Annotated in this window: 16 protein-coding genes; 3 read left to right on the top strand and 13 right to left on the bottom strand. The window is 63.2% G+C overall.

Features of this window, described 5'->3' with window-relative positions; all coding sequences use genetic code 11:
* Nucleotides 1-3 precede the first annotated feature (3 nt).
* The 7 genes from BUA69_RS17160 to BUA69_RS17130 all read right to left on the bottom strand — a co-directional run bounded on the left by BUA69_RS17160 (nt 4) and on the right by BUA69_RS17130 (nt 6,896).
* Nucleotides 4-810: an ATP-binding cassette domain-containing protein gene (locus BUA69_RS17160; protein WP_052950459.1), complete on the bottom strand. Its 807-nt coding sequence runs from the start codon at nt 808-810 to the stop codon at nt 4-6.
* Nucleotides 807-1,805, bottom strand: a complete 999-nt coding sequence (locus BUA69_RS17155; protein ID WP_046134700.1) for an ABC transporter ATP-binding protein — start codon at nt 1,803-1,805, stop codon at nt 807-809. Before BUA69_RS17155 ends, BUA69_RS17160 begins: the two co-directional genes overlap by 4 nt.
* Nucleotides 1,805-2,677: an ABC transporter permease gene (locus BUA69_RS17150; protein WP_160300118.1), complete on the bottom strand. Its 873-nt coding sequence runs from the start codon at nt 2,675-2,677 to the stop codon at nt 1,805-1,807. The genes BUA69_RS17155 and BUA69_RS17150 overlap by 1 nt, the downstream gene beginning before the upstream one ends.
* Nucleotides 2,678-2,685: 8 nt before the next feature.
* A complete protein-coding gene (locus BUA69_RS17145) occupies nt 2,686-3,402 on the bottom strand; it encodes a PIG-L deacetylase family protein (protein WP_046134701.1) in 717 nt (238 codons plus the stop codon).
* A complete protein-coding gene (locus BUA69_RS17140; RefSeq protein WP_046134702.1) occupies nt 3,399-4,325 on the bottom strand; it encodes an ABC transporter permease in 927 nt (308 codons plus the stop codon). The genes BUA69_RS17145 and BUA69_RS17140 overlap by 4 nt, the downstream gene beginning before the upstream one ends.
* A 62-nt stretch (nt 4,326-4,387) precedes the next feature.
* Nucleotides 4,388-5,950 carry an ABC transporter substrate-binding protein gene (locus tag BUA69_RS17135; RefSeq protein ID WP_046134703.1) on the bottom strand — a complete coding sequence of 521 codons (1,563 nt, stop codon included), beginning with the start codon at nt 5,948-5,950 and terminating at the stop codon, nt 4,388-4,390.
* A gap of 199 nt (nt 5,951-6,149) precedes the next feature.
* Nucleotides 6,150-6,896, bottom strand: a complete 747-nt coding sequence (locus BUA69_RS17130) for an SDR family NAD(P)-dependent oxidoreductase (RefSeq protein WP_046134704.1) — start codon at nt 6,894-6,896, stop codon at nt 6,150-6,152.
* 114 nt (nt 6,897-7,010) lie between these two features.
* On the opposite strand from BUA69_RS17130, the gene BUA69_RS17125 reads away from it, so the two are divergent.
* Nucleotides 7,011-7,898, top strand: coding sequence for an IclR family transcriptional regulator (locus BUA69_RS17125; protein WP_052950461.1), 888 nt, complete (start codon nt 7,011-7,013; stop codon nt 7,896-7,898).
* Between the two features lie 49 nt (nt 7,899-7,947).
* On the opposite strand, the gene bla is transcribed toward BUA69_RS17125, so the two are convergent.
* Nucleotides 7,948-8,820 (bottom strand): class A beta-lactamase, encoded by an 873-nt coding sequence (bla, locus tag BUA69_RS17120; protein WP_072866610.1) that lies wholly within the window; start codon nt 8,818-8,820, stop codon nt 7,948-7,950.
* Between bla and BUA69_RS21505 the strand changes: the two genes are divergently transcribed.
* Nucleotides 8,804-9,229 carry an enolase C-terminal domain-like protein gene (locus BUA69_RS21505; protein WP_425283930.1) on the top strand — a complete coding sequence of 142 codons (426 nt, stop codon included), beginning with the start codon at nt 8,804-8,806 and terminating at the stop codon, nt 9,227-9,229. The genes bla and BUA69_RS21505 overlap by 17 nt on opposite strands.
* On the opposite strand, the gene BUA69_RS17110 is transcribed toward BUA69_RS21505, so the two are convergent.
* From BUA69_RS17110 to dctP, 4 genes are all read right to left on the bottom strand, one after another.
* The gene (locus tag BUA69_RS17110) at nt 9,219-9,680 is read right to left on the bottom strand and encodes a type II 3-dehydroquinate dehydratase (RefSeq protein WP_046134705.1); all 462 of its coding nucleotides are present in this window, start codon (nt 9,678-9,680) and stop codon (nt 9,219-9,221) included. The two genes, BUA69_RS21505 and BUA69_RS17110, sit on opposite strands and share 11 nt — an antisense overlap.
* Nucleotides 9,681-9,690: 10 nt before the next feature.
* The gene (locus BUA69_RS17105) at nt 9,691-10,992 is read right to left on the bottom strand and encodes a TRAP transporter large permease (RefSeq protein WP_046134706.1); all 1,302 of its coding nucleotides are present in this window, start codon (nt 10,990-10,992) and stop codon (nt 9,691-9,693) included.
* Nucleotides 10,989-11,507 (bottom strand): TRAP transporter small permease, encoded by a 519-nt coding sequence (locus BUA69_RS17100; RefSeq protein ID WP_046134707.1) that lies wholly within the window; start codon nt 11,505-11,507, stop codon nt 10,989-10,991. Before BUA69_RS17100 ends, BUA69_RS17105 begins: the two co-directional genes overlap by 4 nt.
* 102 nt (nt 11,508-11,609) lie before the next feature.
* A complete protein-coding gene (gene dctP, locus BUA69_RS17095; protein ID WP_046134708.1) occupies nt 11,610-12,590 on the bottom strand; it encodes a TRAP transporter substrate-binding protein DctP in 981 nt (326 codons plus the stop codon).
* Nucleotides 12,591-12,850: 260 nt separating this feature from the next.
* On the opposite strand from dctP, the gene BUA69_RS17090 reads away from it, so the two are divergent.
* Nucleotides 12,851-13,525: a GntR family transcriptional regulator gene (locus BUA69_RS17090; protein WP_046134709.1), complete on the top strand. Its 675-nt coding sequence runs from the start codon at nt 12,851-12,853 to the stop codon at nt 13,523-13,525.
* 1 nt (nt 13,526) lies between these two features.
* On the opposite strand, the gene BUA69_RS17085 is transcribed toward BUA69_RS17090, so the two are convergent.
* The gene (locus BUA69_RS17085; RefSeq protein WP_342020348.1) at nt 13,527-14,441 is read right to left on the bottom strand and encodes a shikimate dehydrogenase; all 915 of its coding nucleotides are present in this window, start codon (nt 14,439-14,441) and stop codon (nt 13,527-13,529) included.
* Nucleotides 14,442-14,475 lie beyond the last annotated feature (34 nt).

Raw genomic sequence — 14,475 nt, 5'->3', positions numbered from 1 at the left:
TGCTCAGGCTCCTAAGTTATGCGCGGGGGCTGGGACGCGGGAATGGTCGGGAATTGCCGCCAGCAGAGTGCGGGTATAGGCGTGTTGCGGATCATCAAAGACAGCTTCGGACGCCCCCTGCTCGACGATCTCGCCCCCGTACATCACCAGCACGCGGCTGGCGAGATAGCGGACGACACGCAAGTCGTGGGAAATGAAGATCAGGCTCAGGCCGAGCTTTTCCTGCAGATCGATCAGCAATTGCAGCACCTGCGCCTGGATCGAGACATCCAGCCCCGAAACGATTTCGTCGCAGATCAGGATCCTGGGCTCCAGCATCAGCGCGCGGGCGAGATTGACCCGCTGACGCTGGCCACCAGAGAGCTGGTTGGGCAGGCGGCGCGCCACGTCGGGATGGAGGCCGACCATTTCGAGCATCTTGGCAACGCGGTCCGCGCGTTCGCTGGGCGCGCCGATCCTGTGGATGATCAACGGCTCGGCCAAGGCCGCGCCGATGCGCATGGTTGGGCAGAGCGCGGTGAACGGATCCTGGAACACATATTGGACCTCGCGGCGCAACGCCCGCCAATCGGCGCGGCTGACTACAGGCTGGCCCCGATAGAGCACCGTGCCGCTATCGGCGCTTTCGATGCCGATCATGATGCGCGATATGGTGGTCTTGCCGCAGCCGCTCTCGCCAACGAGGCCGACGATTTCGCCGGGCTCGACAGCAAGGCTGACATGATTGACCGCGGCGACGCGGCTGGTCTTGCCATCGCGGGTCACGGCGAACGTCTTGACGATATCGCGTGCTTCGAGAACGCCGGTCATTGCACGCCCTCCCGCCCGTCGCGGGCAAAGCGGTGGCAGGCCACATCATGGCCCGGCGCCACATTGGTCCATGGGGCGCGCATGACTTCGCAGACCCCATCGACCACCACCGGGCAGCGGCTGCGGAAAGGCGAGCCCTTGCCGATCGAACCGGGCTTGGGCGCCTGTCCCGGAATGGGGCGCAGCGGATTGGCGCGGCTGGATTGCAGCGTCGGCGCCGAGCGCAGCAGGCCGCGCGTATAGGGATGGCAGGGATCGTCGAGCACCTGGCGGACACCGCCCTGCTCCACCGCATGGCCGGCATACATGACCAGCAGGTTGTCGCCCACCTGCGCCGCCAGCCCCAGATCGTGGGTGACGAAGATCAGCGCCAGCCCAAGGTCCTGCTGCAGTTTCTTGAGCAGGGTGACGATCTGGGCCTGGATGGAGACGTCCAGATTGGTCGTCGCCTCATCGGCGATGATCAGCTTGGGGCCGCAGGACAGCGCCAGGGCAATGGCCACACGCTGCCGCAAGCCGCCGGAAAGTTCGGAAGGATAGCTTTTCATCCGGTGTTCCGGCTCGGGGAAGCCGGCCATGCCCAGCACTTCGATGGTGCGGGCGCGGGCTTCGGCCCTGGAGCATTTGCGGTGGTCGCGAATGGCGTCACCGATCTGGTGCTCGACCGTGATCAGCGGATTGAGCGCCGCGGTCGGGTCCTGGAAGATCATGGCGATCTCGGCGCCGCGGATGGTGCGCCAATCCTTGTCCCCGGCCTGCAGCAGATCGCGGCCGAGCCAGTCGATGCGGGTGCCGCTGACCTTGGCCTGTGGCGGCAGGATGCCGAGCAGGGATTGGCAGATCATCGACTTGCCGGAGCCGGACTCCCCGGCGATGACCAGGCTTTCGCCGGCGGCAAGGGTGAAGGACACATCGTCCACGACGATGAGGTCGCCGGAATTGCCGGGGAAGCTGACCGAGACATTTTCGACGGAAAGGACGTTTTGACGGGCCATTATTGGTCCCCTTCCCGAGAGCGCAGGGCATCGGTGCGGGCCTGCAGGCCGTCGCCAATCAGCACGAGGCTGAGCGATGTCAACACGATGGCGAGCCCCGGCAGCGCCGTCAGCCACCAGGAACTGGTGATGTAATTCTTGCCGTCGAGCATGATGCCGCCCCAGGACGGTGTGGGTGGCTGCACGCCCATGCCGAGGAATGACAGCGTCGCCTCGAACACGATCATCGCCGCCATCTGCATGGCCGCCAGCACCATCAGGCTGGGCAGCACGGTGGGAAACACATGCAGCAGGGCGATGCGCAGCCGCGATACGCCCAGCACGTCGGCGGCCTTGACGTAATCCTTGCCGCGCTCCTGCAGGGCAATCGCCCGCACCACGCGCGCTGCACCGGCCCAGGCAGCGAGCACCATCAGCAGCACCAGGACGGGTGTCGATGGCTTGACCGCGCTGGTGATGGCGATGGCCAGCAACACATAGGGAAAGGCCAGCTGGATATCGATGGCTCGGTCAATGATGGGACGTACCCAATTGGCGCCGAATGCGCCGAGCATGCCCATCAGCGTGCCGAAGCTGAGCGAGCCCATCATGCCGAGGCCAGCGACCAGTAGCGAGACCTGACCGCCATAGAGCACGCGACTGAAAAGATCGCGCCCAACTGCGTCGGTGCCGAACCAATGCGCTGCCGATGGGGCCTGCCGTACGGCGCGCAGGTCGATATCCATCGGCCCTGCCGTCGCCAGCAGCGGTGCGGCGATTGCCGACAGCAACAGCACGGTGAGCAGCACCGCTCCGGCCACCAGCGGCGGATTGAGATGCAGGCGCCGCCACAGAGGCGGGCCTGACCTCGGTCTGTCAGGATGGGTTGCCACGCTTATGCTCATGCGCCAAAACCCGGAAGCAGCTTGAACGAACCGGTGCGCGGATAGGTCTTCACTTCGCGGAAGCCTTCGGCAAAGCCGTAGCCGGAGGCGGCGCCGCGCACGGCGGCATTCTTGTCCATCATGTCGGTGATCGAGGCGTCGTCATAGATCGCCCGGATCCAGGCGTCCTGGCTCACATGGCGGCGCAGCATCTCACGCTTGGTCTCGATGACGCTGGAGATGTCGACATAGGCCTCTGGCTCGAAGCCGAGGCCGGTCGGATTGTCCATATAGAACATGTGCGGGATTTTCTTGGTGTAGGGCAGCGCGGTCTCGACCAGCCGCACCGATGCAGGAATGCGCGCATCCTCGGCCACCTGCCCTGCCACCCGATGATCGGGGTGATAGTCGGTCGGGCCGTGGACGAACATTACGTCGGGCTCGGCCTCGCGGATGGCGTCGATGAACCGGGTACGGGTCGGGCGGTCGTTGAACAGCCACTCGTCGTCAAAATCCATCCAGATCAGTTTGGCGCCAATCAGGGCGCAGGATTCCTCCTGCTCCTTTTTGCGGATGGCGCCGATTTCGGCGCTGGTATGGGTGGGCGAGCCGACATTGCCATTGGTGGCGATGGCCATCCAGACCTGGTGCCCGGCCTGCGCATAAAGCGCCAGCGTGCCCGCGCACTGCATTTCGATATCGTCCGGATGGGCTCCGATGGCGAGGATATTCATGTCCGCTCCAGGCGAATGCGCGGATCGACTTTGACGTACAACAGATCGATCAGCAGGTTGACGATAACAAAGGTGGCCGCCGTGACGATGGTGATGCCCTGGATCAGCGGATAGTCGCGGGCGTTGAGCGCAACCAGCGCCAGCTCGCCAATACCGGGGAAGGCAAACACCACTTCGGCGACGATGACCCCGCCCAGCAGATAGCCCACATCGACGCCGATGACGGTCAGCAGCGGCAGGCAGGCATTCTTGAGGGCGTAGACGAAGATGATACGGTTCTGATTGAGGCCGAACGCCTTGGCGGTCTTGATATACTCCTGTTGCAACACCGCCTCCATGGAGGTGCGCAGGACCCGCAACTGGGTCGGCAGGATGGACAGCGTGACCGCTATTGCCGGCAGGATCAGGCTGGCAAAGCCAGAGAACCCGCCCGAGGGCAGCCAGCGCAGCCCGACGGCAAAGACCAGCACCAGCACCGCACCGGACCAGAAGACCGGCGCCGATTGCCCGAAGGCTGCCAGCGCGGAGGACATCCAGGCCCAGCCGGATCGCGGCTTGAGCGCTGCAAGGCTCCCCAGCACGACGGCGATGGACAGCGACAGCAGCAGCGACACGCCGGCCAACAGCAGGGTCTTGGGCAGGGCAACCATGATCAAGTCGGTGACCGGCGCCTGGAAGCGGAAGGACTGGCCGAAATCGCCCCGCACGGCACTGCCCAGGAAGGTCAGTAATTGCTCGAACAGGGGACGGTCGATGCCGAAATCGCGGCGATATTGCTCGATCACGTCGGGACGGGCGAAGACCGGCGCCCGGATGCGGGCCGGGTCACCGGCCGATAGCCGCAGCACAATGAACACGGTGACGGCGATCGCCACCACGATGATCACCGACTGCAGAATTCGTCTGAGGACGAACGACCTCATGAAACACTCCAACTAGACAAGTTGGCCGGCGCGCAGGGCGCCGGCCGGAACGCGCACGGGGATCAGGACGCCAGTGACGCGCTCGGGAGGAGGTTCTCGCCCACCAGCGGTGCACGAACGTAGTCCTGCACGCGCTTGTTGACGATGGAGTACCAGACCTCATCGGACAGATAGAGGGTGACCTGGTTTTCCCAGAGATACTGGGCGGCGGCGGTAACCGCCGCTGCGCGCACATCCGGCGTTGCCGCACGCTGTACGTTATAGAGCTCGGTATAGGCGGGGTCATTGAAGTGGAACACCGCTTCGCCGGTGCCGCCGACATAGAAGCCGAGCAGGAAGTCCGGGTCATTGTTGAACACGGCCAGCGTGTTCAGGTTGATGTCGTAGGTATTGTAGGAGGAGCGGAACGCCCCCACTTCCAGCCGCTCGACTTCAACCGTGATGCCGATCTGGCTCAGGGCGGCGGCAATCACCTGGTCGATTTCGATCTGGTTGGGCACCAGGGTCGAGGTCGACATGCGCAGGGTCACGCCATCGGGATAGGCGGACTCCGCTAGCAGCGCCTTGGCCTTTTCGAGGTCGTATTCGAATTTGGGCTCGAGCGGGGTGTAGAATGGCGCATTGGTCGGCAGGCTGGAGAAGCCGACCGGGTTGACGCCGCGCATCAGGCTCTCGGCGATCGCCTCGCGATCGACGGCATGGGCAATGGCCTGACGCAGCTTGACGTCGCCGAGGGGACCATTGTGCTGGTAGATGGCGATGATCTGGGCCGGCGGCGAGATCTTGGTGGTGTAGAAATCGGCATTGCCCTCGACGCGCGACAGGTCCTCCGAGGACACGCGGGTCAGGATGTCGACCTGATTGCTCAGCAGCGCATTGATGCGGGCCTGACCGTCTTCGATATAGCGGAAGATGACCGTCTTGATTTTGGGCGCCCCGCCCCAATAATCGGCATTGGCTTCGAGCGTCACGTCATTGCCCGTGTAGGACACGAACTTGTAGGGACCGCTGCCCAGTGCGCCGGTCTTGAAATTGTCTGGTGCGTCGATATTGGCCTTGGGGAGGATCTTGATAAAGGCCAGCGCATTGAGCACGACGCCAAAGGCCTGCGGCGACACCACTTCCAGCGTTGTCGGCGAGGTGATGTTGGCGACCATGCCCGGTGTCACCACCATGGACTGGGCCAGCTTGCCATCACCGAGGCGATCGATGCTCGCCTTTATGTCTTCGGCGGTCACCGGGGTGCCGTCATGGAACCTGGCATCTTCGCGGATGGTCAGCGCTACCGTGGTGGGGCTTTTCAGCTCCCAGGCCGTCGCAATCGACGGCACCATTTCGCCGGCCTCGGTAAAGGCGATCAGCGTATCATGGACCAGCGAGGCGACCTGCTCGTCCACGAGGCCGAAGCCTGCGGCAGGATCCCAGTAATTGGATGTCGGCGGTTCGGCATTGCCATAAGTCAGCGTTCCTGCCGGCACGCCATCCTGCGCAAATGCCCGCATCGGCAGGACACTCGCCAGGCCCGCGAGAGCCGTCGCGGACAGGCCTGCCGCCAGGGCAGACTTCAGGAAGGACCGGCGCGTACTCGCAAAGCCGGACTGATCTTCAGTCGAATGATCGCTCATGTGTTTCCCTTGCTCACTTACTATTTCCCTCGTAAGTGCCGCCATCTCCGCATACAGTATACCGTATGTCAAGCAGCCTTAAGTGCTATTGAACGGTTCGTTTGCAGAGCGAAAGGGGCCGGGTGAAACGCCACGGCAAAGCACCGCCGTCCCCCGCGGGGCGGCGGTGCCAAGGCTTGGTTCTGTGGGCTTGGCGGGCCTAGTAGGTGGTCCGGCCGCCCGACAGGTCAAACACCGACGCGGTGGTGAAACTGTTCTCGCGGCTGACCAGCCAGGCCACCATGGCGGCGGCCTCATCGACTTCGAGGAAACGGCCGCGCGGAATGCGGGTCAGCATGTAGTTGATAAATTCGTCGGTGAGGGTGTCGAGGATGCGGGTCTTCGCCGTCGCCGGGGTGATGGCGTTGACGGCGATATCGTAGCTCGCCAGTTCCTTGCCCAGTGACTTGGTCAATCCGATGACGCCGGCCTTGGCCGCTGAATAAGCCGAGAGCTTGGGATTACCCTCCTTGCCGGCGACCGAGGAAATATTGACGATGCGCCCGTAATTGTGGGCCTTCATCGAGGGCACCACGACCTTGTTCACATAGAAGGTGCCATTGAGATTGATCTCGATGATGCGGCGCCATTCATCAGCGTCATAGTCTTCCAGCAGCGCATTGCTGCCGGCGATCCCGGCCGAGTTGACCAGGATCGAGACATTGCCGACCTCGGCCTCGACCCGCGCATGCGCCTCGGTCAGGCCATGCAGGTCGGTGATATCGACCATTTCGGCCGAAGCCCCCTTCCCCAACGCCGCGCAGGCGCGCTCCAGCGCCGCCCGGTCCAGATCCCACAGGCTGACCTTGGCACCCGACGCCAGCAATCGCGACGCCATGGCAAAACCCAGTCCCTGCGCCCCACCAGTGATCACCGCCGTCTGGCCTGCCAGGTCGATCGCATTCATATCTATTCCCCTCAAGTGATTGACTAGTTCATATATATGAACTAAAGTTCACAAATATTGATATCGTCGCCATGACCATGCGTCAAGCGCGGCCGCCCGGCATGCAGGGGTCAGATGGCAACGGACATTCCCGACGGAAACGCCGGCAAACGCTCGATCAAATCGGCGGAGCGGGCCCTCGACCTGCTCGAATTCGTCGCCGCCGAAAGCGGCCGCGCCACGTTCAAGGCGATCGGCAGCGGTCTGGACTTGCCCAAGAGCAGCCTGCACGGCCTGCTCGAGGTTCTGGTCTCCCGATCCTATCTCAGCCTCGACGAACAGTCCCGGGCATACAGTCTGGGCATTCGCGCGCTCGAACTTGGCGAGGCCTATCGCGCCCAGCACAGCGTCACCAAGGCAGCGCAGCCGATTCTTGAAGCCATTGTCGCGGCGGCCAACGAAACGACGCATCTGGCCGAACTGTCAGGGACGCAGAACGTCTATCTCGCCAAGGTGGACAGCCATCACGCGTTGCGCATGCAATCGGATGTCGGCACGCGGCGCCCCGCGCATTCAACCGGCGTCGGCAAGGCCCTGCTGGCGCAGTTGGATGATGCCGAAATTATCCGACGCTTCGGCGATGGCGCGTTGCCGACCTACACGCCGACCACAATCGGCACTGTGCCAGCCCTGCAGACGGAACTTGCTGCCACCCGCCAGCGCGGATTTGCCTTTGACAATGAGGAAGGCACGCCGGGTATTTTTTGCCTTGCCGTGCCGGTCTACGGCGCTGAGCCCGCGATCCTGGCGCTAAGCGTTGCCGTGCCGATCACCCGGGCCAATCCTGCGGCACTGAGTGCAATCCTGATGCTGCTGGCGGATGCGAGTTGCAAGCTGGCCGCGCAATTGGGCGCTGCGCGCTCGGCAACGCAGCTATCCCTGACCACCCCCCAAACTGCACAGGCGGCCATCGCCGCGTTGATCGGCGAGCATGGCGCGGCATTCTCCTTCATGCGCGACTAATGTGCGCCCAGTATGAAGGCGCACCGGGCATCGAGGGGGACACTGCACCTTACAGCGTCTGGACGATGACGCGGGCGACATCCGCCAGTACGGCGCTGCGGCCGGCGCTGTTCAGCTTCGATTCGGCGTAATAAGCGGCGACGATCAGGGGCGAGCGGCCCGGCGGCTGCATGAAGCCGATATCATTGGTCGCGCCATTGCGGCTGCTGCCAGTCTTGTCGCCGATAATCCAGTCATCAGGCGTGCCTGCGCGCAGGCGCTCATCGCCCGTCCGGTTGGCCATGAGCCAGGCCACCATCTGCGCTGTGCCCGCCTGCTGCAATGCCTCGCCCATCACCACCTTGCGGACATTTTCGGCCATTGCATTGGGGCTGGTCGTGTCGCGCGGATCGCCCGGCACTGCTTCGGCCAGTTCCGGTTCGTAACGATCCACCCGCGTCACCGCATCGCCGAGCGTGCGCGCATAGCGCGTGAGTTCGGCAGGGCCGCCAAAGGTCTCGACAATCAGATTGGCCGCAGTACCATCGCTTTGGGTCATTGCGGCCTCGGCTAGGCGCTGCAGCGAGACGCCGGAACCGCCGGCATATTTGCCGGTATAAGGCGCCGCCCCCACCAGATCGGCAACTCCGTAACGGATGCGCCGGTCCAATTGCTCCTGCCCCGCCTCCACCCGCTTCAACAGGAAGGTTGCGGCCAGCAGCTTATAGGTGCTGCAAAACGGGAAGCGCTCATCGCCGCGATGGGCGACACTTCGGCCGGTCGCCGTATCGATGACGCAGACGCCGAGGCGGCCGCCGCCGCGGGCTTCCAGTTCGGCAATGCGCTGCGAAAACTCGCCGTCATCGGCAAAGGCGGAGCCGCTCACCTGCGAGGCGGCAAGCAGGCCGAGAATGACGGAACGACGATTGAGCAAAAACGCCATGGATAACTCCTTGATGGCAGCCTGGCGAAGCACTTGGGGGCGGCCGAATGCAAGTCGCCGCGCGGCGGCGTTCCACCCGGCCATCCGGGCGCGCCAGTCTTGCCGCAGGCCTGCGCCAGCCGCCACAGATGCAGCAGCGCCAGTCCCCAGAAAAATCAACAGGGACCACGGCCGCGCGTGTCCCCACGCCTCGATCAGCGTCGGCATTTTCATGGCGGCCAGCCTGCAGGCGGCGGCCGCCCTGCAGAACGTGCCCTATCACGAGTACCAGCATTCGGTATTCGACCGGAACCTTGGCTACACCGATGGCGACATGGGCTGTGCCCAGGGCCATTACACCGTGCCGACCGGCGCGGGCCTCGGTGTCGAGCCGAGGGAGGAAATCTTCCGCTACGTCGTCAAGGCGTAGCGGAAGCTGTTTCACCGCCCTGCCGCTCCAGCAATCGGAGCAGTGACTGGACGGCTGTCGCATAGCCCTCGGCCCCCAGCCCGGCCATCACCACATCGGCCCGCATCGAGACGTAGGAGCGATGGTAGATCGCCTCGCGCCGGTGGATGTTGGAGATGTGGAACTCGATCACCGGCCCCTCGAACATCTTGAGCGCGTCGAGCAGGGCAATCGAGGTGAAGGTGAAGGCGGCGGGATTGATGATGATCCCCGCCCCCTCGTCGATTGCCTCATGCACCCAGTTGATCAGGGCTTCTTCACTATTGGTCTGGCGGAATTCCAGCGGACGAGTGCCAGCGGCGCCGCGGCAAAGCTGCTCCACCTCGGCCAGCGTCGTCGTGCCATAGATCGCCGGTTCGCGCTTGCCCAGCCGGTTCAGGTTGGGTCCGTTGAGCACATAGATCGGTTTCATGGTCTTGCCCCTAACCCGCGTAGCCAAACATGCGCGGCAACCACAGCACGGTCGCGGGCACAAAGGTGAAGACGATCAGCGCCACCAGAAGGCCGATCAGGAACGGCATCACGTCGGAGACGAGGTGTCGCATCGGCGCGCCCGATATCTTGGTCATGATGAAGAGCAGCATGCCGTAAGGCGGGGTAATCAGCCCCAGCATGATGTTGACGACCACGACGATGCCGAAATGCACCATGTCGATGCCGAGCGCCTCTGCCGCCGGAATAAGCACCGGCACGATCACCAGCAGGATTGTGGTGCCCTCCAGCAGGCAGCCCAGGATCAGCAGCATGATGTTGACGATGATCAGGAAGGTGATCGGATCGAGGTTCCAACCCACCAGGAGGGTGCTGATGGTGCGGGGGATGTTCTCCACCGTCACCACATAGTTGAACACCAGAGCCCCGGCGATCAGCATACCGATGGTGGCCGTGGTCTTGGCCGATGTCAGCAGCGAGGCATAGAATTCGCGGGCATTGACGCTGCGATAGACGACGATTGAGACGATCAGCGCATAGAAGGCAGCCACGGCCGCCGCCTCGGTGGGCGTAGTGATGCCGCCATAGATGCCCACCATCAGCACGACCGGCATCATCAGCACGGGCAGCGCCTGCCAGGTCATTTTCGGTAATTGGCGCAGCGGCACTGGCGGCTCGACCGGGAAATTCTTGATCCGGGCGGTGACGGCAATCAGCGCCATCATCATGCCGGCCATCAGCAGGCCCGGAACTACCCCGGCCAGGAACAGATAGCCAATCGAGGTATCGGCCACGAGCGCGTAGAGCACCATGGGAATGGAGGGCGGAATGATTGGCCCGATCACCGCGGTGACTGCAGTGAGCGCTGCCGCATAGCTCGGCGTGTACTTCCCGTCCTTGGTCATCATGTGCTGCATCATCTTGCCGCTGCCGGCCGCGTCGGCAACGGCGGAGCCGGACATGCCGGCAAAGACGATGGATTGCAGCACATTGACCTGCGCCAAACCGCCCCGGAAGCGCCCTACGACAGCGTCGCACCAGCGCAGCAGGCGTTCGGACAGCGAGCCTGAATTCATGATCTCGGCGGCCAGGATGAACAGCGGCACCGCCAGCATGATGTAATTGGAATACATGCCGTTGAGGAACTGCTCGGCGACGATCCCCATGTCCTGCCCGGCCAGCAGCAGATAGAGGATCGAGCCACACAGCATCGACAGGCCCATCGGCAGGCCGAGGAAAGCCAGCGCGGTGATGACAATCAGTGCGATCGAAAATGGCGTGGAAACAGTCATATTCCGGAGCCCGACCTGGTTGGGTCAATGCCATCGGAGCCCTTGCCCCAGATGGCCTGACAGCCGAGCCAGAACTGGCGAATGATCATCGCCACGGCGAACACGGCATAGATGGAATAGAGGTAGTCGAAGCGGATCTTGAGATAGGCTGTCTTTTCGACCTTCATGAACATGACATAGTCGATGACGGCCGGCAGCGAGACGCTGAACAGGAAGATCAGCGTCACCGCAGAGATCACCACCATGACGCGGCGTACCGGATCGCTCACCGAGCCATAGAAAATATCGAAGCGGATTTCCTCGCTGTCGCGCACCACGAAGGCAGTGCCGAACAGCACCATCCACAGCCACATCATGACGCTGATTTCATGCGTCCAGCCGATCGGCAGGTTGATGACGTAGCGGAAGAATATCTGGAGGATGAAGACGGCGAACATGACGGCCAGCATGGCGGCCAGCAGGTTCTCGGCGCGGGCATGCAGCCAGCGGCCGATCGCAACAAGTCGTTGGGGCATTGGGGTTCTCCACGCGCTGGCCTGCAGCGCTACACGCTGCCCGCAGCATTTGGCAGAAGCAGAGGCGAGAGCGCCAGCGCGCCCTCGCCTGCCGAGTTCGCGCTAGAGCGCGTTGATACGGTCGATCACGCCTTCAGGCCAATCGGCCGCCAGATCGGATTCGAGGTATTTCTGCTGGGCAAAGGCGCGGAAGGCGGCCAGGTCGGGTTCATAGACCTTGAGCCCGGCGCTCTTGAACTGTTCCACCAGGGCGGCCTCGCGATCCAGATGGGCCTGCTGGCTGAAATTGATCGCCTCATCGGCTGCAGCCTGCACTTCGGCCTGCTGCTCGGGCGTCATCGCATCCCAGGCCTTGCTGGAGATGACCAGCAGATCATAGCCCACCAGATGGGAGGTCAGCACGATCTGCGACATGACTTCGTAGAACTTCATGTTCTCGACGTTGGGCAGCGGATTGTCCTGGCCGTCGATCGCGCCGGTCTGCAGGCCGGTATAGACTTCGGCATATGCCATTGGCGTCGGGTTGGCGCCGATGGCGGTGCCGAGGAACTGCCAGGCATCGCCGCCCGGCATGCGCAGCTTGACGCCGGACATATCCTCGGGAGTCTTGATTTCCTTGTCGATGCGCAGGCCCACCTGGCGGGCACCGAAATAGGTCGGCCCCAGGATGTGGATGCCCAGCTGATCCTGCGCCATCGTCTTGAATTCAGCGCCGACTTCGCTGTCGAAGAACTTGCGCAGATGCGCCGCATCGCGGAACAGATAGGCCGAGGTCAACACCGACCATGCAGGGATCTGGTTGGAGACGTCCTGGGGCGCGATATTGCCCATTTCCAGATTGCCGCGCTGCAGCGCCACCAGTTCGGTACCCTGCTTGAACAGGTTGCCGCCGTAATAGGGCTCGAGCGTGAAATCCTCGCCGATCTGGTCGGCGAACATCCCCATCATCTCGGCGCGGATATCCTGCTCCGAGAAGACCGCCGAGAAGCGCAGCACCGGCTTGTCCTGTGCGAATGTTGGCACTGCCACGGCAAGCATCAGCCCACCGATCATCAGCGCCCGACGCGTCAAATTGATTGTCATGTCTGTCCTCCCAATGGGCCCTCGCCCGTACCCGCCAATCGCAGGCTCTCCTCGATACGCGGCCAGGCAATTCGCCCTGTTTCCGCCCGTCACGCAAATGTACGAAATAGTTCGTTCAAGTCAATCCGGTTTTGGTTCACCTTGACCCGGACTGTATTGGTGGCACCGCCGTTTGTCATATATTTTTTGTTATCTCATACATAACCGAAACGCTTTGACGAAACTGAGCGTGCCCGATATGCCTTGAGCAAGGAGTGCCCATGAGCAAGAAACTCGAAGCCGTTGTCGAAGATGGCGTTGGCGAAGTGGCGTTTCGCCAGATTCGCACTGACATTGTCTGCGGTCGGCTCAAGCCACTGGAAAAGCTGCGGCTCGATGCGCTCAAGACCCGCTATGGCGTCAGCGTCAGCACCCTGCGCGAGATTCTCAACCGTCTCGCCAGCGAAGACCTTGTCGTCGCCGAGGGGCAGCGCGGCTTCGAGGTCAGCCCCGCCACCGCCACCAATCTGCGCGAGATTGCCGATCTGCGCCTGCTGCTCGAAGGCCACGCCCTGCAATTGTCGCTGCAGGGCGGCGATCTGGAATGGGAGGGCCGCGTTGTTGCCGCCCATCACAAGCTGGCCGTGGTCGAGCGGCAATTGCTGGCCGGTGAAGTCGAACGCACCGCCGATTGGGTGCGCTACGACTTCAGCTTCCACAATGCGCTGATCTCCGCCTGCGGCTCGCGCACCCTGCTCGACCTGCACGCTTCGGTGTTCGACCGCTTCATGCGCTATCACATGCTGGCCGTCAGTTTCCGTGGCAAAGCCGTGTCCGAGGACCATCAGGCGCTGTTCGAGCTGGCGCTAGGCCGTGACTTCGATGGCGCGCTGACAAAGCTGACCACCCATATCAATAGCGGCGTCGAGCATGTGCTCGGCACTGGGCGCATCTAGCTCAGACACCGGCGGCATGGCGGAAAGTGGCGGTCATCGCTGCCCCGTCCGGTCGAATGCCGGAAAACAGCTCGAAGGCCCGAACGGCCTGATAAACTGCCATGCCCCCACCCGGCAATACACGACAGCCACGCGCCCGCGCCTGCTGGATCAGCGCCGTCTCACGGGGGAAATACACCACATCGGCCACCCATTGCCGTGCCTCCAGCAAGGCCGGATCAATCGGCGTGCCGGGATATTTATCCATACCCACCGGCGTGGCATTGACCACGCCCGAAGCGGACGACACGGCCGCGCTGGGTTCATCGACCGCATTCACATCGACGGCAAAGCGCCCGCGCAGCCGCTCCGCCAATTGGCGGGCCCGCTCCGGCTCGGTATCAAAAACATCCAGCGCACCGACACCCAGTTGCAGCAGCGCTACCGCGACTGCTGCGCCCGCGCCGCCCGAGCCGATTTGCAGCACCCGCGACATCGGCACAGCGCCCAGCCCCAGCCGGAAACTCTCGGCAAAGCCCCAGCAATCGGTATTGTGGCCGGTGCTGCGCCCATTGGTAAACACCACACTATTGACCGCGCCGATCCCCGCCGCCTCTGGCGACAGCACAGTGAGCAGCGGCAACACGGTCTGCTTGAACGGATAGGTCACATTGCAACCGGCAAAACCAAGCCGCCGCGCCGCATCCAGCACCGCGGGCAATTGCGCGTCGGCGAGGCCCAATTGGTCGAAATCGATGAGATGATAGGTGTAGGCGAGGCCAAGCCGCCTGCCCTCCTGCTCGTGCATGACCGGGGACAGCGATTCAGTGATCCCGCGGCCGAGCAGGCCGACGGCGATCCGCTTCTGTGCTGGACTGGATGCGTCGTGCCGCAGCATTGCCTGGAGCGCGCCGTGGACGGCGTCGGTGAGCAGCAAAACCAGGATCTCCTCGTCGGGAGGCGGTTTTCGG

Origin of the sequence: Devosia limi DSM 17137, from assembly GCF_900128975.1 — a bacterium.
Lineage (GTDB): Bacteria > Pseudomonadota > Alphaproteobacteria > Rhizobiales > Devosiaceae > Devosia > Devosia limi.
This window is presented reverse-complemented; position numbering and strand designations above follow the sequence as displayed.

Excerpts from the sequence above, each read along its gene's own strand:
- dctP (WP_046134708.1), bottom strand. The coding sequence starts at position 12,590 with ATGACAATCAATTTGACGCGTCGGGCGCTGATGATCGGTGGGCTGATG.
- BUA69_RS17090 (WP_046134709.1), top strand. The coding sequence starts at position 12,851 with ATGAGCAAGAAACTCGAAGCCGTTGTCGAAGATGGCGTTGGCGAAGTG.
- BUA69_RS17145 (WP_046134701.1), bottom strand. The coding sequence starts at position 3,402 with ATGAATATCCTCGCCATCGGAGCCCATCCGGACGATATCGAAATGCAG.
- BUA69_RS17110 (WP_046134705.1), bottom strand. The coding sequence starts at position 9,680 with ATGAAACCGATCTATGTGCTCAACGGACCCAACCTGAACCGGCTGGGC.
- BUA69_RS17130 (WP_046134704.1), bottom strand. The coding sequence starts at position 6,896 with ATGAATGCGATCGACCTGGCAGGCCAGACGGCGGTGATCACTGGTGGG.
- BUA69_RS17140 (WP_046134702.1), bottom strand. The coding sequence starts at position 4,325 with ATGAGGTCGTTCGTCCTCAGACGAATTCTGCAGTCGGTGATCATCGTG.
- bla (WP_072866610.1), bottom strand. The coding sequence starts at position 8,820 with ATGGCGTTTTTGCTCAATCGTCGTTCCGTCATTCTCGGCCTGCTTGCC.
- BUA69_RS17125 (WP_052950461.1), top strand. The coding sequence starts at position 7,011 with ATGGCAACGGACATTCCCGACGGAAACGCCGGCAAACGCTCGATCAAA.
- BUA69_RS17135 (WP_046134703.1), bottom strand. The coding sequence starts at position 5,950 with ATGAGCGATCATTCGACTGAAGATCAGTCCGGCTTTGCGAGTACGCGC.
- BUA69_RS17160 (WP_052950459.1), bottom strand. The coding sequence starts at position 810 with ATGACCGGCGTTCTCGAAGCACGCGATATCGTCAAGACGTTCGCCGTG.
- BUA69_RS17155 (WP_046134700.1), bottom strand. The coding sequence starts at position 1,805 with ATGGCCCGTCAAAACGTCCTTTCCGTCGAAAATGTCTCGGTCAGCTTC.
- BUA69_RS17105 (WP_046134706.1), bottom strand. The coding sequence starts at position 10,992 with ATGACTGTTTCCACGCCATTTTCGATCGCACTGATTGTCATCACCGCG.
- BUA69_RS17100 (WP_046134707.1), bottom strand. The coding sequence starts at position 11,507 with ATGCCCCAACGACTTGTTGCGATCGGCCGCTGGCTGCATGCCCGCGCC.